Annotated in this window: 19 protein-coding genes and 1 pseudogene; 10 read left to right on the top strand and 10 right to left on the bottom strand. The window is 74.4% G+C overall.

Translation table 11 applies throughout. The features are described 5' to 3' along the window. Window positions 1-86: 86 nt before the first annotated feature. The 5 genes and pseudogenes from ACI79G_RS04945 (at window position 87) to ACI79G_RS04925 (ending at window position 3,281) form a co-directional block, all read left to right on the top strand. The gene (locus ACI79G_RS04945; protein WP_456880032.1) at window positions 87-1,067 is read left to right on the top strand and encodes an intradiol ring-cleavage dioxygenase; all 981 of its coding nucleotides are present in this window, start codon (window positions 87-89) and stop codon (window positions 1,065-1,067) included. A 137-nt stretch (window positions 1,068-1,204) separates the two neighbouring features. Further along, window positions 1,205-1,540, top strand: a pseudogene (locus ACI79G_RS04940) (FAD-binding oxidoreductase); the annotation flags it as partial. Between the two features lie 97 nt (window positions 1,541-1,637). Next, entirely contained in the window at window positions 1,638-1,820 is a 183-nt protein-coding gene (locus ACI79G_RS04935; RefSeq protein WP_456880031.1) for a BBE domain-containing protein, read from the top strand. A gap of 75 nt (window positions 1,821-1,895) precedes the next feature. After that, a complete protein-coding gene (locus ACI79G_RS04930; protein WP_456880030.1) occupies window positions 1,896-2,243 on the top strand; it encodes a hypothetical protein in 348 nt (115 codons plus the stop codon). 102 nt (window positions 2,244-2,345) lie between these two features. Next, window positions 2,346-3,281, top strand: a complete 936-nt coding sequence (locus ACI79G_RS04925; RefSeq protein WP_456880029.1) for a patatin-like phospholipase family protein — start codon at window positions 2,346-2,348, stop codon at window positions 3,279-3,281. Between the two features lie 166 nt (window positions 3,282-3,447). On the opposite strand, the gene ACI79G_RS04920 is transcribed toward ACI79G_RS04925, so the two are convergent. From ACI79G_RS04920 to ACI79G_RS04895, 6 genes are all read right to left on the bottom strand, one after another. Beyond that, window positions 3,448-3,633, bottom strand: a complete 186-nt coding sequence (locus ACI79G_RS04920; RefSeq protein WP_456880028.1) for a hypothetical protein — start codon at window positions 3,631-3,633, stop codon at window positions 3,448-3,450. Window positions 3,634-3,930: 297 nt separating this feature from the next. Further along, window positions 3,931-4,605, bottom strand: a complete 675-nt coding sequence (locus ACI79G_RS04915; protein ID WP_456880027.1) for a dihydrofolate reductase family protein — start codon at window positions 4,603-4,605, stop codon at window positions 3,931-3,933. A 281-nt stretch (window positions 4,606-4,886) separates the two neighbouring features. Then, complete coding sequence (locus tag ACI79G_RS04910; protein WP_456880026.1) at window positions 4,887-5,687, bottom strand: class I SAM-dependent methyltransferase; 801 nt, start codon at window positions 5,685-5,687, stop codon at window positions 4,887-4,889. A gap of 329 nt (window positions 5,688-6,016) precedes the next feature. Further along, window positions 6,017-6,271, bottom strand: a complete 255-nt coding sequence (locus ACI79G_RS04905) for a hypothetical protein (protein ID WP_456880025.1) — start codon at window positions 6,269-6,271, stop codon at window positions 6,017-6,019. Window positions 6,272-6,431: 160 nt separating this feature from the next. After that, window positions 6,432-7,592, bottom strand: coding sequence for a MalY/PatB family protein (locus ACI79G_RS04900; RefSeq protein ID WP_456880024.1), 1,161 nt, complete (start codon window positions 7,590-7,592; stop codon window positions 6,432-6,434). Beyond that, window positions 7,585-10,443, bottom strand: a complete 2,859-nt coding sequence (locus ACI79G_RS04895; protein WP_456880023.1) for an FAD-binding and (Fe-S)-binding domain-containing protein — start codon at window positions 10,441-10,443, stop codon at window positions 7,585-7,587. Before ACI79G_RS04895 ends, ACI79G_RS04900 begins: the two co-directional genes overlap by 8 nt. Window positions 10,444-10,551: 108 nt before the next feature. On the opposite strand from ACI79G_RS04895, the gene ACI79G_RS04890 reads away from it, so the two are divergent. Together ACI79G_RS04890 and ACI79G_RS04885 are read left to right on the top strand one after the other, a co-directional pair. After that, the gene (locus ACI79G_RS04890) at window positions 10,552-11,001 is read left to right on the top strand and encodes an ester cyclase (protein ID WP_456880022.1); all 450 of its coding nucleotides are present in this window, start codon (window positions 10,552-10,554) and stop codon (window positions 10,999-11,001) included. 147 nt (window positions 11,002-11,148) lie between these two features. Beyond that, on the top strand, window positions 11,149-11,658 hold the full coding sequence (locus tag ACI79G_RS04885; RefSeq protein WP_091220694.1) for an inorganic diphosphatase: 510 nt from the start codon (window positions 11,149-11,151) through the stop codon (window positions 11,656-11,658). Between the two features lie 6 nt (window positions 11,659-11,664). Here ACI79G_RS04885 and ACI79G_RS04880 read toward each other — a convergent pair whose 3' ends face one another. Next, on the bottom strand, window positions 11,665-12,573 hold the full coding sequence (locus tag ACI79G_RS04880) for an SDR family oxidoreductase (RefSeq protein ID WP_456880021.1): 909 nt from the start codon (window positions 12,571-12,573) through the stop codon (window positions 11,665-11,667). 249 nt (window positions 12,574-12,822) lie between these two features. Between ACI79G_RS04880 and ACI79G_RS04875 the strand changes: the two genes are divergently transcribed. After that, window positions 12,823-13,302: a hypothetical protein gene (locus ACI79G_RS04875; protein WP_456880020.1), complete on the top strand. Its 480-nt coding sequence runs from the start codon at window positions 12,823-12,825 to the stop codon at window positions 13,300-13,302. A 145-nt stretch (window positions 13,303-13,447) separates the two neighbouring features. Here ACI79G_RS04875 and ACI79G_RS04870 read toward each other — a convergent pair whose 3' ends face one another. Then, on the bottom strand, window positions 13,448-15,079 hold the full coding sequence (locus ACI79G_RS04870; protein WP_456880019.1) for a glycoside hydrolase family 13 protein: 1,632 nt from the start codon (window positions 15,077-15,079) through the stop codon (window positions 13,448-13,450). A gap of 206 nt (window positions 15,080-15,285) precedes the next feature. Between ACI79G_RS04870 and ACI79G_RS04865 the strand changes: the two genes are divergently transcribed. Further along, the gene (locus ACI79G_RS04865; RefSeq protein WP_456880018.1) at window positions 15,286-15,807 is read left to right on the top strand and encodes an anthrone oxygenase family protein; all 522 of its coding nucleotides are present in this window, start codon (window positions 15,286-15,288) and stop codon (window positions 15,805-15,807) included. Window positions 15,808-15,870: 63 nt separating this feature from the next. After that, entirely contained in the window at window positions 15,871-16,092 is a 222-nt protein-coding gene (locus ACI79G_RS04860; RefSeq protein WP_456880017.1) for a hypothetical protein, read from the top strand. Between the two features lie 230 nt (window positions 16,093-16,322). Here the strand turns inward: ACI79G_RS04860 and ACI79G_RS04855 are convergent, their stop codons facing one another. Next, complete coding sequence (locus ACI79G_RS04855) at window positions 16,323-17,135, bottom strand: peptidoglycan recognition protein family protein (protein WP_456880016.1); 813 nt, start codon at window positions 17,133-17,135, stop codon at window positions 16,323-16,325. A 981-nt stretch (window positions 17,136-18,116) separates the two neighbouring features. Beyond that, the gene (locus ACI79G_RS04850; RefSeq protein WP_456880015.1) at window positions 18,117-18,932 is read right to left on the bottom strand and encodes a succinate dehydrogenase/fumarate reductase iron-sulfur subunit; all 816 of its coding nucleotides are present in this window, start codon (window positions 18,930-18,932) and stop codon (window positions 18,117-18,119) included. Window positions 18,933-18,946: the final 14 nt, after the last annotated feature.

Below are 18,946 nucleotides of genomic sequence, written 5' to 3'. Positions count from 1 at the left end.
GCGAACTCCCAGGCGACGTCCAGTTCCTGCGCGGAGGCGAGTCCTACGGTCGCTGTCAGTAGCGACGACGACCTCTGGAGTACTCCGTGCAGCACCCCCGACCGGACCGGACGCCCACCTACGAGGGGCGGCCACTGCCCCGGCCCGACGAGGAACTGGTCGACCAGGGGCTCGGCTTCGACGTCGGCACCCTGCTCAGCCGCCGCGGGCTGCTGGCCGTCCTCGGCCTGGGTGCGGCATCGGTGGGGCTGGCGGCCTGCGGCGCGGGCGGGTCGACGAGCTCGTCGGCGTCGTCGTCCTCCGCCGCGTCCTCGGTGGGCGAGATCCCCGACGAGACCGCCGGTCCCTACCCGGGCGACGGCTCCAACGGGCCGGACGTGCTGGAGCAGAGCGGCATCGTGCGCAGCGACATCCGGTCCAGCTTCGGGGAGTACAGCGGCACCGCCGAGGGCGTGCCGATGACCCTGGAGCTGACCGTCTCCGACCTCGCCGACGGCGGGGTGCCGTTCGAGGGCGTCGCGGTCTACGTCTGGCACTGCACCCGCGAAGGCGGCTACTCGCTGTACTCCGCAGGTCTCGAGGACCAGAACTACCTGCGCGGCGTGCAGGTCGCCGACGCCGACGGTCTGGTCCGCTTCACCAGCGTCTTCCCGGCCTGCTACGACGGGCGCTGGCCGCACATCCACGTCGAGGTCTACCCGGACCAGGGCAGCACCACCGACTCGACGAACGCCGTCGCCACCTCGCAGGTCGCGTTGCCGCAGGACGTCTGCGAGGCGGTCTACGCGACCGCCGGCTACGAGGCGTCGGTGAGCAACCTGTCGCGGGTCAGCCTGAGCGGCGACAACGTCTTCGGGGACGACGGCGGCGCGAGTCAGCTGGCCACCGTGACCGGGAACGTCACCAGCGGCTACACCGTGCGCCTCGCCGTCGGCGTCGACACCGCCACGACCCCGACCGGCGGTGGGATGGGCGGCGACGGCGCGCCCTCCGGTGCTCCGGGTGGCCCGCCGCCCGGTGGGGGCCCTGGGGGCACCCCGCCGACCGGCGCCCCGCCGAGCACGTGAGGACGGGAGAGCCGGTGCGGGCCCCTCCAGGCGCACGCGAGCCCGCTGGTCCGGTCGGTCCGGGGCGGCCAGCACCGGAGCGGTGCACCCCGGACAGGCCCTTGTCCTCTGGACCCGCACTCGACGCCTGGCTGAGCATGGTGGCCTGCGATGGCCTGGCCGGACGAGGGCGTTCCATGACCACATCGACGCTGCGACCCGAGCTGGACGATCTCCGCACACGCGTGGCGGGCACCGTGACCGGACGCGATGACCCGGGCTACGACGAGGCCCGTGCCGTGTGGAACGGGATGGTGGACCGCCGTCCCTGGGCCGTGGTGCGCGCGGCGGACGTGCGCGACGTCGCACCGACCATCGCGTACGTCCGGGAGCACGGGCTGGACCTGGCCGTCCGCGGCGGTGGCCACAACGTCGCCGGCAACGGGGCGGTCGACGACGGTGTCGTGCTGGACCTCGCCGACGTGCACGCCGTGTCCGTCGACACGGCCGCTCTAGCTGGACATCCACGGGTTCTGGCCCGACCCGGCCGACGCCCACCGGATCGCGTTCGTCCGCGGCCTCTCCGCGGACATGGAGCCGTTCGCGACCGGGGGCCAGTACGTCGACTTCCAGGGGCTCGAGCCGGCGGGGCACCGCGGGTTCGACCCCCGCAGCGTCTTCGGGCCGGCGAAGTACCGGCGACTCGTCGACGTGAAGAGGCGCTACGACCCCGGGAACCTCTTCCACGTCAACCAGAACATCCTGCCGGGGTGAGGCCCGGAGGCGGACGCGGTCACGACCAGTCACTGGACGACGGACGGCCCAGCGGGTGCCCGGGGTCAGCAGCGGGTGACCGGCTGCTGGGACCTCGTGCTGGGGTCGACCGTCGAGGTTGTTGGGGAGGGCGAGGTGCACGCGGTCATCCGGCACTACAGGGGCGAGTCGCAGCTCTTCGACGAGCTGGAGCGGCGGACCGATGACGTCGAGCAGGTGATCCGGGGTGTGCCCGGGTTCATCAGCTACCACCTGGTGAGGACAGCGGACGGCGGCTTCAGCGTCGGCGTCTTCGAGGACGAGTCCGGGGCGACCGAGTCCACGCGCGTGGCGGCGGACTGGGTCAGGCAGAACCTGCCCCAGCTGACGGTGCGCTCGCCCGAGGTCATCGAGGGTGGGGTGATCCTGCACCTGGGCCGGTGACCCGGCGGACAGGGCGGCGCACGTCCGGCGGGTACGTGCCGATGCGGCGGCAACCGCCCGGCTGGGAAAGGGTGCACCGTGGTGTGAGGGGGAGGGGCACGGATGAGGACGGTCGCGATCGCCTGTCAGGGCGGCGGTAGCCACACGGCGTTCACCGGCGGTGTGCTGCAACGCCTGCTGGCCGATGGGAACCACCGGATCGTCGGGCTGTCCGGCACCTCGGGTGGCGCGGTCTGCGCCCTGCTGGCCTGGTACGGCCTGCTCACCGGCGGCGCGGCCGAGGCGGGCCGGCTGCTGGAGCGCTTCTGGGAGGACAACGCGGCCACCACGCTGAGCGACAAGGCGGCGAACGCCTGGCTGGTCGGTCTCGCCCGGCTCGAGGGCCGGGTGACCCTCCCGACGGTGAGTCCCTACGCCTATCCGGGGTTCGCCGGCACCGCCTTCACCGACCAGCTGACCCGCCACGTGGACGTCGATCGGCTGGCCCGGCTGCAGGAGTCCCCGCCGGAGGACCAGCCGCTGCTGCTCGTCGGCGCCGTCGACGTCCTCAGCGGCGACTTCATGGCCTTCTCCAGCCGGCGCGGGGAGATCACCGTGAACGCCGTGCTGGCCTCGGCCGCCGTCCCCCTGCTCTTCCGCGCCGTCGAGGAGAGGGGCCGGTACTACTGGGACGGGTTGTTCAGCCAGAACCCGCCGGTGCGCCAGCTGCCCGACGCCGGCCCCGAGGAGATCTGGGTGGTCCGGATCAACCCGCGCGCCCGGGCCACCGAGCCGAAGTCGGTGGGCGACATCGCGGACCGGCGGAACGAGCTGGCCGGCAACCTGTCGCTGGAGCAGGAGCTGTACGTTATCCGCAAGGTCAACGAGTGGGCGGACCGCCTCGGCGACCCGTACCGGCGCATCGAGATCCGTGAGATCACCCTGGACCTCGATCTCGACCTGCCCAGCAAGCTGGACCGCCGGCCCGCGTTCCTCCGCCGGCTGTCCGACGCCGGGCGGGAGCAGGCGGACGCCTTCCTGGCCGGGCTGCCCGGCTGACTGCAGCCCGGCGCGCGGTCACGGCCGCACGGATCTCGTGACGTTCGACCACGGTCGGTCCGGTGACCGGAGCGCGTCCCGACCCCCGACGGACCGTCGTCCTCCGCTCGGGCGGCCGCCTGCCTGTCTGTTGCTGAGCGGCCCACTCGGGGCCACCCCGGGTCGGCTACCGACGACTGGACCGGTACCCCAGCAGGCCGCGACCGACCAGGACAGCACCGACAGCCGTGACGACGTAGCCCGCCACCAGGATGGAGCCACCTCCGATGTCGGTCGGCTGTCCCACCACGTCGAGGGCCTCCAGCACGACGTGGACCCCGACCAGTGCAATCCCGATCACGAGGGTGAGCACAGAACTCCTGCGCACTGCACGGGACCGTCGATCCGCGGACACGGCGATCACCGTAGGTCGATGGGGCGTGCGGGGGCACGTGCCTTCCTCCGACAGGTTGGGACGGCACGGCGTCCCTGCAGCCCTCCGTCCCCTGCGACCGACTGTGGGACACGTCCGCGGGCGTCCGTGTGGTTGAGCCGCCGTGTCACACGACGACGCGACAGAGCATGGGGCGGGACTCTCCTCGAGCCGCCACTGCAGAGGCCCGAGGCGCCTTCCCTCGCTGGGCCGTCCCCCGCGCGGACGGGTGGAGGGTCAGCCGACCGCCGATGGTGTCGTACACGACGGACCAGTCCCGGGAGGAACTGTCGGTCGCTCCGCCCGGCCTCCGCCGGCGCGACCGATCGACGGCTGTGGGAGCGGGTTGGCGGCAGGGACCGCGTAACGCGCTCGGAGCGAGCCGCCGGGCCAGGTCTCGCTGTCCCGCAGAGTCAGACGCACGGAGGGCCCGGCCGGATCGAGCAACGGCGTGCCCGTGCCGAGCAGTACCGGAGCCACGAACAGCTCGAGGTCGTCCACCAGCTCGGCGCACAGCAGAGAGCGCATCACGGTGATGCTGCCCCACACGACCGTGGTCCCGGTCGCGCCGGCCGTACGGCGCGACCGGATGTGCTCGACGGCGTCGAGGACGATCCGCGCCGGTGAGTGCTCACCCCACGGCGCGGCGCCGAGCGTGGTGGACGCGACGGTCTTGGGCAGAGCGTTGATCAGTGGGGCAAGCGCTTCGCCATCGGCCGTGGGCCAGAACTGGACGAACTCCTCGTAGGTGCGTCTGCCCAGCAGCACCTCGTCGACGGAGTCGAGCAGCGCCGTGTTGTGCCGGTCCGACGCGGAGAAGTCGGTGACGACGTCGAAGATGTCGGTCTCCCCATTCGGGCCGGCGACCATGCCATCGGCTGAGACCCACTGCTGGACCAGAACGCGTTGCATGCGACCTCGCTCGGACGTCCCACGGCCGGTCCGCGGACCCGCTGCGGAGACCGTCCGAGGCCCGGGCACTCATCGCTCCCCGTGGCAACGCATCGTCCTGCATGCACTCGGTGGCGCGCGGTCCTGCTCAGGTGTGTCCATGCCCCGTGTCGCGCCAGACAGAGGTCGGGCACGGGTCGTCCCACGGAACCCCCGAGGGCTGACGGTGGCGCCGACCTGCGGTCCCACGTGGAGCTGCTCGGGACGTCCCCAGCGCTCGGCTCGCTGTCCGGGGGTACCGCTCAGAAGCGGTAGTGCAGCACGACGGTCCCCTTGCGGGACCAGGACGTGCTGTGCGCGGCCAGCCGGTAGTACGTGCGGAGGGCTGCGGGGAACTGGGCGACCTCGGGCTCCCGGGGGATCAAGACCTCCCTGACCAGGGTCAGCGCTGGGTCCCAGCGCTCCGGGTCGTGCGGGTCGTCGGAGCCGGGGAACCTGATCAGGTCGGCGACGGACCGGGTGCCGCGGGTGTGCTTGATGGCCCAGATCGCGAACCGGGGATAGCTGTTGAAGGCGATCTCCCCGCTGGGGAAGTGGCTCGTGAGCCGGTTCAGCAGGGCCACGACCTGGTCCAGGGTGAGGAACCCCAGCAGGCCGTCGGCGACGATCACCGCGGGCCGGTTCGAGGGGACGGCGGTCAGCCAGTCCGGATCCGTCACGTCCGCGCCGATGGCGTGAGCGTGCGCGCGATCCGGCACCAAGCCCGCTCGGGCGGCGATGACCGCGGGGGTGTCGACGTCGTACCAGTCGACGGTGGGCGGCGGGTCGATGCGCAGGACCCGGGTGTCCAGCCCTGCTCCCAGGTCCAGCCCGACGCCGTCGGGATGACGAGCCAGGAACCGGGACGCGACCTCGTCGAGCTTCTTGGCCCGCAGTGCGGCGTTGAGCATGAGGTTCGTGTCGATGTGCAACTGGTCGTGGTCGTAGTCGAGCGTGCGGACGATCTCGTCGGCCATCGCGTCACCGAGGACGGGATGCGGCGACCGGTTGTCCAGCGCCCTGCAGCAGAGCGTCAGGAACAGGCTGTCCTCGGTCGGCGTCAAGGCCGGCAGGGTGGTCGCCATCGATGCGGCCTCTCGTGCGTGCCGACATGCTGGTGAGGACGCGCCCGGAACGCTGCTGCGCCCCACGACCCCCGCGGGACCCGGCTCGAACGCCATCCTCGACCGAGGCCCCGAGGGTGTCGGGGCTCGTTGCCCGGCCCGTCCGCGTGGGTCGGTCCCCCTCCCTCGTACCCAAGCCCTCGGCCGCGGCCCGTCCCAGGGTCCTAGGGCACGTCGGCGCCGCGTCCGATCGAGTGGACGCCCGTCCTCCGCCCTGGTCCCGGGAGCGACCAGCGCCGGAGCAGACGGGTCCTCCCGCTGCGGAGCCCCTACTGGACCAGGCGCAGTGCGGGCGCTGCGGGGGCGCTGTCGGCGGCCCCGGCCGATCCTCCGGGGAGGACGGCGAGCGCCGGACGGCCGCTGACCAGGGGCCGTCCACCGAGCCTGGCCCGGAGGGATGCGTTCGCGTAGCCGGCGGGCAGCCGGTGGCACTCGTCGTGGGCGTGCGGCGACGTCGCGGGAGCAGCGGGGCGCTGCGCCAGGTGGACGTAGGTGATGCTGTCCGCGGGGTCGTACGTCCTCACCTCGTCCTCGCCTCCTCCCGGACCCGCCGGTGCGGCGGCCGCGATCTGCGGTGGCGACACCGGCGATACGAACCGGACACGCACAGCGTGGCAGTGGGGTACGACAGGAAACCGACCCGATCCGGGCCCGCCGGGTGCCGTCACGACCCGTCGGCCGGGCTCAGCGAGCGGCCAGCGCGGCGCCCATCTGCTCGACGGCCTGCACCAGCACCGGCCGCGGGGTCGCGACGTTCAGCCGGACGAACTGCTGACCGGCGGCGCCGCACAGCAACCCGTCGGTCAGGGCCACCCCGGCCCGCTCGAGGAAGAACGCGCCCGGCTCGGTCAGGTCCAGCTCCCGGCAGTCCAGCCAGGCCAGGTAGGTGCCCTCGGGCGGGGTGTACCGGACACCGGGCAGGTGCTCGGCGACGAGGTCGGTCAGCAGCCGGCGGTTGCCGTCCAGGTACGCCAGGACGTCGTCCAGCCAGCCGGCGCCGCCGGTGTAGGCGGCGGTGTTCGCCACGACCCCGAGGGTCGAGGCGCCGTGCTCGGCGTGCGGGCCCACCCGCGCCCACAGGTCGGCGTCGGCGTCGTTGGAGAGCACCAGCTGGGCGCACTTCAGGCCCGGGAGGTTCCACGCCTTGGACGCCGAGGTCGCGCTGACCGCGTGCCCGGCCGGGACCTCGCCGAGCGAGGCGTAGGGGACGTGCCGGTGTCCCTCGTACACAAGCGGCGCGTGGATCTCGTCGGAGAACACCCGGCCGCCGTGCCGCTCCACCACCTCGGCGACCGCCGTCATCTCCGCGGGCTCCAGCACCCGCCCGATCGGGTTGTGCGGGTTGCAGAGCACCAGCAGGTGGCCGCCGGCCCGGAACGCGGCGTCGAGCGCGTCGAGGTCGTAGACGTACCGGTCGCCGTCCCGCGCCATCGGCACCTGGACGACCTCGCGGCCCAACGCCGGTGGCAGCGTGAGGAAGGGCATGTAGGCCGGCGTCGGCAGGACGACCGGGCTGCCCGGCCGGGAGAAGTGCTCGATCGCCGCGGCCAGCCCGGCGAGGACGTCGGCCACCGGGCGCACCCGCTCCGGCGGCACCGCCCAGCCGTACCGGTCGGCCGACCACGCCGCGTACGCCTCCGACACGCCCTGCAGCAGCGCCGGCGGCAGGTAGCCGAAGGCCGCGATGTCCACCGCCGCGTGCAGTGCCTCGGTGACCGCCGGCGCCGTGCCGAAGTCCATCTCCGCCACGAACGCCCCGATCGCGTCGGGGAACAGCGACCACTTGAGGCCGCCGCGGCGCCGCAGCTGCGCGACGGTCAGCTCGTCGAACCCGGCGTCAGCCACGGGGAGCCCGGGCGAGCAGCTGGGCCAGATGCACGCCCTCGCGGCCGGCGAGCTGGTCGAGCTGGGTGCGGCAGGAGAACCCGTCGGCGAGGACGACGGCGTCCGGCCCCGCGGCCCGGACGGCGGGCAGCAGCTGGTGCTCGGCGATCGCCACCGACACCTCGTGGTGGCCGCGCTCGACGCCCCAGTTGCCGGCCAGCCCGCAGCACCCGCCGACCCGGGTCACCGTGGCGCCGGCCTCGCGCAGCAGCCGCTCGTCGGTGGCCCACCCGAGGACGGCGTGGTGGTGGCAGTGCGGCTGGGCGACGACCTCCACCCCGGCCAGGGACGGCGGCGTCCAGCCCGGGGTCTCGCGCAGCAGCTCGGCCAGCGTGCGGGCGCCCGCGGCGACCCGCTCCGCAGCCGATCCGCCGACCAGCTCCAAGGCCTCGTGCCGCAGCACCGCGGTGCACGAGGGCTCCACGCCGACGACCGGGATGCCGTCGTCCACCAGCGGGGCGAGCAGCTCGACGGTGCGGCCCAGGGTGCGGCGCGCGGCGTCCAGCTGGCCGGTGGTGATCCAGGTCAGCCCGCAGCACGCCTCGGCCGGGGGCACCTGCACCCGGTAGCCGGCGTCCTCCAGCACGGCTGCCGTGGCGAGGGCGACCTCGGGATCGAAGTGGTCGGTGAACGAGTCGACCCAGAGGGCGACTGCTCGGCCACCCGCCCCACGGCCGTCCCCGGCCGGAGCCGGTCGTCCGGCCCACTGCTGCCGGAAGGTGCGGTCGGCGAACGCCGGCAGCGAGCGGCGCTGGTCGACGCCTGCGCCCCACTTGGCCAGCCGGCCGCCGAGGCGCGACCTGGTGACCGCGTTGGCCAGCCGGGGAGCGCGGGCGGCGACGTCGGCCCAGCGGGGCAGCCAGCCCAGCGTGTAGTGCGAGCGGGGGCGCAGCCGGCGGCGGTAGCTCTGGTGCAGCACCTCGGCCTTGTAGGAGGCCATGTCCACGCCGGTCGGGCAGTCCCGCGAGCAGCCCTTGCACGACAGGCACAGGTCGAGGGCCTCGTGCACCTCCGGAGAGCGCCAGTCCCGCACCGGCCCGCCCGGGGCGAGCATCTCCTGCAGCACGCGCGCCCGGCCGCGGGTGGTGTCCTTCTCCTCCCGCGTCGCTGGCCACGACGGGCACATCACCCCGCCGCCGGCCTGCAGGTCGGCGCGGCACTTGCCGACGCCGGTGCAGCGGTGCACCGCGGCGGAGAAGTCGCCGCCGTCGTGCCGGTAGGCCAGCGCGAGGCCGGTGTTCCGGCGCGGCGCGGCCGCCACCCGGATGTCGTCCTCGACCCGCGCCGGGCGCACCAGCACGCCGGGGTTGAGCACGTCGTCGGGGTCGAAGAGGCCCTTCACCCGCTCGAACAGGCCGAGCACGTGCGGCGAGTACATGGACGACAGCAGCTCGCTGCGCGCCCGGCCGTCACCGTGCTCGCCGGACACCGAGCCGCCGTAGCGGGCCACCAGCGCCGCGGCGTCGGTCACGAAGGCCCGGTAGGCCTCGCGGCCGCGGTCGGGGTGGGCGGGGGAGCGGGCCCCGAGCGGGAAGTCGATCCGCACGTGCACGCAGCCGTCGCCGAAGTGGCCGTACGGGACGCCCTGCAGCCCGTGCCGGTCCAGCAGCGCCTCGAACTCGCGCAGGTAGGCGCCCAGCTGCTCGACCGGCACGGCGGCGTCCTCCCAGCCGGCGTGCGCGGGCCGGCCGTCGGAGGTGCGGGCGGCCAGCCCGGCGCCGTCCTCGCGGATCCGCCAGATCGCCGCGGCCTCCGCGACGTCGGTGACCACCATCGAGTCCAGCGCGCCGGCGTCGCTCAGCACGCCCTTGGCCTTGGCCTCGACCTCGGCGACGCTGTCGCCGGTCAGCTCGACGATCAGCCAGCCGTCGCCCCGGGGCAGGTCCGGGACGACGGCCGCGGGGACGTCGCGCAGCCGCTGCACGATCCGCTGGTCGAGGCCCTCCACGGCGGTCGGCTCGTGCGGCAGCAGCCCGGGGGTGGCGTCGGCCGCCTCGGCCATCGACGGGTAGCCGAGGACCACCAGGCCGCGGAAGGGGGCGTCGGTGACCAGCCGGACCGTGGCGCCGAGCACCACCGCGAGGGTGCCCTCGCTGCCGACCAGCGCGCGGGCGACGTCGAAGCCGCGCTCGGGCAGCAGGTGCTCCAGCGAGTAGCCCGACACCTGCCGGCCGAAGCGGCCGAGCTCCGTGCGGATCGCCGCCAGCTCGCCGTCCACGAGCGAGCGCAGCTCGTCGAGCACCCCGCCGCCCACCGCGCCGTCCGGCCCGAGCCGAAGCCGCCGGCCGGCGCCGGTGACGACGTCGAGGCCGACCACGTTGTCCGACGTCCGGCCGTAGCCCAGGGCCCGTGACCCGCAGGCGTTGTTGCCGATCATGCCGCCGATCGTGCAGCGGTTGTGCGTGCTCGGGTCGGGGCCGAACCGCAGCCCGTGCGGCCGGGCCGCGGTCTGCAGCGCCGCCTGCACCACGCCGGGGTCGACGGTCGCCGTCCGGGCCTCGGGGTCGATGCCGTGCACGCGGGACAGGTACCGGCTGGTGTCGAGGACGACGCCCGGGCCGACCGCGTTGCCGGCGATCGAGGTGCCCGCGCCCCGCGCGGTGAAGGGCACGCCGAGCTCGCGGCAGACGGCGAGGGTCGCCTCGATCTCGTCGGGGTGCCGCGGGCGCACCACCGCGCGGGGCAGCACCCGGTACAGCGAGCCGTCGGAGGAGTACAGCGCCCGGGCCAGGCCGGAGTCGTCGACGTCGCCGACCCCCGCGCGGCGCAGTGCCTCCGTCAGGTCGGTCGCCACGTCCGGTGCCAGCGTCATCAGCGCTCCCTCGTCGGCGTCGGTGCCTCCCTCCTTGTACACCGCACCGGCCCGTCGGCGGGACGTCGGCCCCTGGCCCGCGCGGCCCGTGCCCACCAGCCTGGACGGGTGGCCTTCGACGTCGAGCGGCTGCTGCGGCTGTGGTCGGACCCCCTGCCGGGGGACGACGTCGCCGCGGCCGGCGCGTTCCGCGAGCTGTACGCCGACCCCGTGACGGTCAACGGCGTGCCGATCGGCGTGGTCGACCTGGTGGCCCGGGCCAGGGCGGTGCAGCACACCTTCGACCCGGTGCGGCGCGAGGTGCTGTCGGTCGTCGAGGAGGGGGACCGGGTCGCCGTCGCGTTCCGGATGGGCGGCCGTCAGGTCGGCACCTGGACGACGTCCGCCGGTCCGGTGCCGGCCACCGGGCGGGAGTTCTGGCTGCGCGTGGTCGACGTCCTCACCCTCGCCGACGGGCGGATCACCGACATCGTCATGGTCGCCGACGAACTGGGGGTCCTGGTCGCCCTGGACGCCGTCCGGCTGCGCACCCCGGCCGACGCGGGGACCGGCGACTGAGCCGCCCGTGTCCGGCGCGCGGTACCCGGGTTGACGCGCGACCGGCGCCGGGCCAGGGTCGCCTGGCCATGACGGACCCAGCCGGGGACGGAGACCGTCGCTGCTCGGCCACTCCAGGCGCTGGGGCCCCACCGAGGGAGGGCGTCCGTGGAAGTCGACGTGATCGTCGAGATCCCCAAGGGATCCCGGAACAAGTACGAGTACGACCAGCAGCTCGGCCGGATCCGGCTCGACCGGATGCTCTTCACGGCGACCGGCTACCCGGGCGACTACGGGTTCGTCCCCGACACGCTGGCCGAGGACGGCGACCCCATCGACGCCCTCCTGCTCCTCAACGAGCCCACCTTCCCCGGCTGCCTGGTCCGCGCCCGGGTCATCGCCGTGTTCTGGGTGCACGACAAGCGGGGCCCGGACGCCAAGCTGCTGTGCGTCCCCGCGACCGACCCGCGGCACCTGCACCTGCAGGAGCTGGAGGACGTGCCGATGCACCAGATCGCCGAGATCTGGCACTTCTTCGAGATCTACGAGGCCCTCGCACCCGACAAGTCGGCCGAGACCCGCGGGTGGGAGCGCCGGGCGAAGGCGATCGAGGCGCTGGAGGACGCCCAGCGCAGGTTCGCCGACGGGCTCCCCGCGGCGACCGGCACGGAGGGCTGACCGAGGTCAGGCGGGGGCGACCGCCTGCGCCAGGGCGGCGATGTGGGCCGATGCGGGCCGTGGCTCGATGCCGAGGGCCCGCATCCCCTCGGCGCCGCCCTCCTCGCCCACGTCCATGGACAGCGCGATGCCCAGCACCGAGGCGAGCTCCGGCCGGCGCCGGCGCAGTGCCCGGACGCCGAACGCGAGCACCCGGCGGGGGACGACGACCCGGCGCATGCGCACGCCGAGCGCGCGCTCGAAGGCGTCGACGACCTCGTGCCGGGTCAGCGCCTCCGGTCCACCGAGGTCCAGCGCCTCGGGCGGGTCGGCCGTCGTGGCCAGGCGCACGCAGGCCTCGGCGACGTCGTCCTCGGCGACGTACGGCAGCGGCGTGCGGCCGCGGCCGTGGATGACGGCCAGCCGCTTGTCCGGCCGGATGCCGGACTGCGGGGTGAGCCAGGTCTCCTGGAACGCGGCCGGCCGCACGAGCACCGACCGCAGGGATGAGGCCTGCAGCAACCGTTCGGTGGCCCGCTTCGCGGCGAAGAACGGCACCAGGTCCACCATCGCGTCGGTCATGCCCTGCGCGGAGACGAACACGAACCGCTCGACGCCGGCCGCCTCGGCCGCCCGCACCAGTGCCGCGTTGCCCTCGCGGTCGACCCGGTCGATGGAGACGTCCCTGGCCCCCGCCAGGCTGCGTCCGATGCCGTTGGCGGTGGTGACGACCGTCCGCACCCCGGCCAGCACCCGGTCGAGAGCGGCCGGGTCGGTGAGGTCGCCGACGCTGAGCTCGACGCCGGACGACCGCAGGGCGGCGGTGTCGCTGCGCGGCCGGACCAGCGCACGGAACGGGATGCCGCGCTCGGTCAGCCGGGCGGCGATCCGGCCGCCCAGGTCGCCGGTCGCACCGCAGAGCAGGAGCTCGCCCATGGTCCCTCCCGGGTGGGTGGATGACCCAGGCAGGCACGGTTCCAGACCCCCGTCAACGCCCCGTCACGTCCGCCGGTGGCCGGATCGCCGAACGCGCCCGTGTTCCCGGAGCGCTGGGCCTCGCCGTCCCCTCTGCTCGGTGACCGTCCCTGTGGCGAGCGTGATGCCGGGGCGCGTGTCCGCACCGCCCCCGGCGACACGCGAGGAGGCGAGGGGTCCCGGCGTCCGGGTCGTCGATCCTCGGTCGCCATGACGGGCTGGCATGGACTCCTCGGGGCCGAGATCCCGATCGTCACGGCGGTGACCCGGCTGGACTTCCTGAGCCGGCGGGACAGCGCGGCGGCGGTGGAGCGCCCCGCCGTCGGGCCCTCGTACTCCTGGACCGACCACCTGCGCGGGCAGGTCGAACCGCTGGACCTCGAGGAGTCCCTGGAGCTGCTGGGCCTGGGCCTCGGTGTCGCCCGGCGGGCCTACGACGCGCAGCACCGGGGCATCCACGCCGCCCTGCGCGCCGGCGCCTCGTGGGAGCGGATCGGTGCCGTGCTCGGGACCACCGCGCTGACCGCCTGGAACGGCCACCAGCGGTGGATCGAGGAGCAGGTCGAGCTCTTCGAGCTGACCGGACGGTACGGGCTGGACGACGTCGGTGCGGTGGAGGCGCTGCACCTCGCCGGCGAGCGCCCGGCGGGTCTCGGCTACGTCGCGCGGACCGCTCACCCGGAGGACTGACGGTCCCCTCCCGGCACCGCCCGAGCCCGGTGCCGTGGTGGAACGGCCCCTGCAGGGTCCCGCCGCGAGCCTGGTGACGTGCTGGATCGGCCCCCTGCAGGGTCCCGCCGCGAGCCTGCGAGCGGTGGGGGCAGGGGGTCCTTCTTCAGTCCTCGAGCACCCAGACGGCGCTGTTCGGCGGGAGCGCGACCGTGCCGCCGGAGCGCCGGACCGCCGCGGTGGAGGCGAGCAGCACCTGGCCGGGGCAGCCGGCGAGCACCGTCTCGCTGCCCATGTTGACCACGCAGCGCACCGCCTCGCCGTGGCCGACCGACCGGACGGTCAGCACGTCGCCGCGGGTGGTCAGCGTCGCCGAACCCGACGCGAACGCCGGGTGGGCCTTGCGCAGCGCCAGTGCGCGCCGGTGCAGGGTCAGCGTCGAGCCGCCCTGGCCGGTCTGCACCGAGACGGCGTAGCGGCCCCAGCCGGCGGGGATCGGCAGCCACGGCTCGGCCGCGCCCTCGGGGGAGAAGCCGACGCCCTCGGTCGGGTTCCACGGCATGGGCACGCGGCAGCCGTCGCGGCCGGCGCGGGCGCCGCCGCTGCGGTGGAAGATCGGGTCCTGCTTGGCCTCGTCGGGCACGTGCGCCTGCGGCAGGCCCAGTTCGTCACCGGCGTAGAGGTAGGCCGAGCCGGGCAGCGCCAGCGTCAGCAGCGCCGCGGCACGGGCCCGGGCGGTACCGACCTCGCCGCCGCCGAAGCGGGTGACCTGCCGCTCCTTGTCGTGGTTGCCCAGCACCCACGACACCGGCGCGCCGACCTGCCCGTAGGCGTCCAGGGCGCCGGCGATCGCCCCGGCGAACGGCGCGACGGCCCACGGCGACTTGAGCAGCCGGAACGACAGCGACTGGTGCAGCTCGTCGGGCCGTGAGTACAGCGCGACCTGCTCCAGGTCGGCCAGGCAGACCTCGCCGACCAGCATGGTGTCGGGGTACTCGTCGCAGATGGACCGCCAGCGGCGCCACACGTCGTGCACCTCGGGCTGGTTCCAGGTCATCGCCTGCTCGGGGCCGTGGCCGAACAGCGTGGGGGAGTAGGCGCCCGGGTTGTCCCGCAGGCCGGCGTCCTTGTACAGGCCGTAGGCGACGTCGACGCGGAAGCCGCTCACGCCGCGGTCCAGCCAGAAGCGCAGCGTGCGCTCGAAGTCCTCGGCCACGGCCGGGTCGCGCCAGTTGAGGTCGGGCTGCTCGGGGGCGAACAGGTGCAGGTACCAGCGCCCGTCCGGGGTGCGCGACCAGGCCGGCCCGCCGAACAGCGACTGCCAGTTGTTCGGCGGCTCCTCCGACGGCGGCGCGAAGTGGTAGCGCGCGGCCTCGGGTGAGTCCGGGTCGGCCAGCGCCGCCTGGAACCACGGGTGCTGGTCGGAGGTGTGGTTGGGGACGACGTCGAGGACGACCTTCAGGCCGAGCCGGCGGGCGTCGTCCACCAGGGCCTCGAGATCGGACACGTCGCCGTAGTCGGGGTCCACCGCCCGGTAGTCGACGACGTCGTAGCCGCCGTCCGCGCCGCCCGAGGGGTAGTGCGGGTTGATCCAGACGGCGTCCACGCCGAGCCAGGACAGGTAGGGCAGCCGCTGCCGCAGCCCGCGCAGGTCGCCGATGCCGTCGCCGTCGCTGTCGGCGAACGAGCGCAGGTAGACCTGGTAGACGACCGCGTTCCGCCACCAGGGGGCAGGCGCGGCAGCGGGGGCGACCCGGCGCTGGGTCTGGGTCCTCGCGAGGGAGAGGCGGCGTGCCATGCCGCCACCATCGGCGGGATCCGGCCCGAGGTTGTGCAGCACATCCCACCATGTGGTGAGGCCGCTCTGGCAGATCCCGCCAAGCACCCAGCTCGCCTGTGACGCCTGCGCCCCGTGTGTCGAGGGAGGCGCGGACGGACGCGCCGGGAGGCCTCCCGTGCGCACGCATCTGGTCCCGTGGCCCGGCGTCCAGCACAGTCGGTCCCGTGCTCTCGCGCCCGCTCGCGATCGTGTCCGCGGTGCTCACCGGTGTGCTGACCGGCGGGATGGTCCTGATCGACGTGGTGCTGGTCCCCTTCTGGCGCGGCGCGCCCCCGGGGGAGTTCCGCGCCTGGTTCACGGCCCACTCCGGGCGCCTCCGTGCGCTCCTGGTGCCCCTGGGGGCCGCCACCGGCATCGCCTGCACCGCGTCGGCCGTGACGCGGGTGGCCGGCGGAGGGCGGGGCGGCCCAGCTGCCGTGGCGGCAGCGGGAGCCGCCGCGGGCGTCATCGCCGTGACCGTCACGGTGAACGAGCCGGCCAACCACCGGTTCACCTCGGCCACGCTGACCGACCGCGAGACGACCGAGCTCCTCCGCCGGTGGGCGCGCTGGCACCACCTCCGGGTGGTCCTGGGGCTCGTGGCCACCGTGGCGGCCGCGTGGGCGCTCGTCGACGCCGAGGACCGGGTCGGCCGCCGGACCCGGTCGCGTTTGCGCGGTGTCCGGACCGGGGACGACGTGACGTGAGGCCGGTCACCCCCGACCTCGAGCGCCACGCCAGCTCCAGGACCCGCGACGACCGAGGCGGCCATGGACCCCGATCCCCGACCCGGTGAGGACGACGTCGATCGCGACGACGCGCAGGCGCTGAGCCGGGCAACCGGCGGCGGGCCGGACGGCGCCCCGGATGCGGAGGCCACCACCGGGACAGGTGAGTCCGACACGTTCGTCGGGCGGGTGGCCGGACAGGACGTCGGCTATGCCGAGGAGACCGGTGCCGAGAGGCGTGCGGCCGAGCAACGGGACGGCTGACCGCGGCGGCGTCCGTCCGGGGGAGTCGTGTGGTGTCCCCGGTCTCCGGGACCCCCGTCGGGCTGTCGGCGGGGTCCCGGAGCCGAAGGCCTGCAGGCGTGCCGGGTCGTGCGGTCGGCACCACCCAACAGCCGCCTGACCCACCGTCCCGGTCGGTTCGACCGCGGAGGTCGGCCGGGGAAGCCACCCGTGCTCAGGAGGTGCGAGGGGCGCTGGGAGTCCCCCGAGGGTCAGACCTGCGCGCCGAGCCTGGCCTCCAGCGCGGCGATCCGGCGGGAGACGTCGCGGAGCAGGACGAGGATCTCCCCGGTCTTGGCGTCGACACCGGCCTCGCGGGTAGCCGCCCAGGGATGGCCGTTCTCGATCTGGCCGTTGGGCGCGATCGGGGCGTGGTGCACCGCCCGGCGGATGCGGTCGAGGTTCTCCTCGCTGATGGGTGTGGACATCCAGTCCTCCTCGGGGTTGTCGTCGAGCCCGGCGACCTGCCGGGCGCGGGCGATGATCTGCGGGATCTGGGCCACCCGGCGGTTGCCCGGACAGACCTTGCCCCGGGCCGAGGACCAGACCTCGCCCCCGGGGACGCGCCACGGGTCGATGCCCTGGCGGTGGAAAGCGATGCCGCGGGAGCCGGGCAGGCTGTTCGGGGCGGCCACCAACGGGACGCCGTGCTCACGGTGAGCCCACGCGCAGATCCGGGCGATGGCCTCGACCTGGTGGTGGGTGAAGGCCGGCACGGCCGCGCCGTCGTTGGTGTTCCAGGGCGCGAAGCCCGGCCCCATGTCGGCGTTCTCGATGGTGACGGAGCGGTGGTTGCCGGCGGCGTTCGCGCCGGAGCGGACGGTGGTGTCGACCCACTGGTAGATCTCGCCACCGCCGCCGGTGCCGAAGTGGGAGTTGACCCCGTTGGTCAGCCGTCGGAAGTAGGCGTCGGTACCGGCGAGCGAGCCGACCATGGTGTGGATGACCACGAGGTCGTAGCGGGCCATGCGGGAGGTGGAGGGGCGGGGGAGGGGCTTCCAGAGGGCCCCGGGCATCCGGGCCATCAGGTGTCGTCCTCCTGCTCCGCGGACAGGTCGGCGATGGCCTCCCACTCCTCGGCGGTGAGCTTCGGGGAGTCGTCGCAGTCGATCTCGGGCTCTGGAGCGGTCATGGGAGTACTGCTCCTCTCGGGTGGGTGGGTTGCGTACAGAGCTACCGGGCGACGCGGAGGACGCCGCGGCCGGTGACCACGAGCAGCGACGCCGGCACGAGCACCGGGGAGACCCCAGCCAGGGCCAGGAGGTCCCCATGGAGCCCTCGCACCGTGCGGCGTTGGCCGGGACGCCCACCGGACGCCGTCCCACAGAGGCTTGGCGGTGACGGGGTCGACGCCCTGGCCTCGGCACCTCCGCGTCGATGCTCGTCGTCGCCGACTCCCCCGTGACGGCGTCCACGTGGAGGCGACGGTGCGGGAGCGCCGGGACTCCTGCTGGAAGCGGCGGGTCCTGGGCGGCTCCCCGGGCGCCTCGACGGTGACCGTGGCTCGCCTCCCCCGTAGGTCACCGTGGCGGCGGACGTGGGCGGTCACGGTCGTGCAGGGGAACGCGGAGGTGACGCCGTCCCCGTAGTGGATCCGCCGTGCCGTCGTTTCGTCCGCGGCACGAGGGCGGCGATCCAGTGGACGCGGTCGACGCCCCTACCGACGACCCCGCCGGCCGTCTGCAGGGCGTCGGTCGTGAGGGGCGCCTCCGGCTCGACGGTCATGTCGTCCTCCTTCGAGGGTGTGCGCGCGGTGGGCCGCGCGGCCGTGGCCGTCCGGGCGGGCGCGGGCCAGAGCCGGGAGGCCGGCGACAGGCCGACCGGGCCGGGCACACCTCCCCTCGGGAGGGGCCCGGTAGGGGCCGGCGCCCGTGTGGACGTCGGCCATCCCGCGTGCCCGCGGGCACGGGCTCGACACAAAGCGTCGGGCGCTGGCGTCACCGGAGCATCAAGCAGCCGTCACCACGGGCAACGCGTGCCCGGCCCCGGGCCAGCGCTGCCCGCGATCACTCCGGCCGGCGCCGCCGGATCTTCGACCCCAGCCAGGTGAGCGGGTCGTACCTGCGGTCCACGACCCGCTCCTTGAGCGGGATGATCCCGTTGTCGGTGAGGTGGATGCCCTCGGGGCAGACCTCGCTGCAGCACTTGGTGATGTTGCAGTAGCCGAGGCCGAACTCCTCCTGGGCGGCGTCCCGCCGGTCGACGACGTCGAGCGGGTGCATGTCGAGCTCGGCCAGCCGGATGAGGAACCGAGGCCCGGCGAAGGCGGCCTTGTTCTCCTCGTGGTCCCGGATGACGTGGCAGGTGTCCTGGCAGAGCCAGCACTCGATGCACTTGCGGAACTCCTGCGGCCGGTCGACGTCGACCTGCTGCATCCGGTGGTGGCCGTCGGGGTCCCGCGGCCGGGGGGTGAACGCCGGGATCTGCGCGGCCTTCTCGTAGTTGTAGGAGACGTCGGTGACCAGGTCGCGGATGACCGGGAAGGTCCGCAGCGGGGTCACCGTCACCGTCTCGTCCTCGGCGAAGGTGCTCATCCGGGTCAGGCACATCAGCCGCGGCCGCCCGTTGACCTCCGCGCTGCAGGACCCGCACTTGCCGGCCTTGCAGTTCCACCGGACGGCGAGGTCGCCGGCCTGGGTGGCCTGCAGGCGGTGGATGACGTCGAGGACGACCTCGCCCTCGTTCACCGGGACGGTGAAGGTCTGCAGCTCCCCGCCCGAGGCGTCGCCGCGCCAGACGCGGAACGTGGCGTCGTAGCCGCCGTGGGTCCTGGCTGGGCCCTCGTCGACCGCGCGGGTGCTCGGTTCCCCCACCTCGGTCACGTGCCCTCCTCGCT

The organism is Geodermatophilus sp. SYSU D00779 (assembly GCF_054050595.1).
Note: the sequence above shows the minus strand (reverse complement) of the source record. Positions and strands in the feature narration are given on the sequence as shown.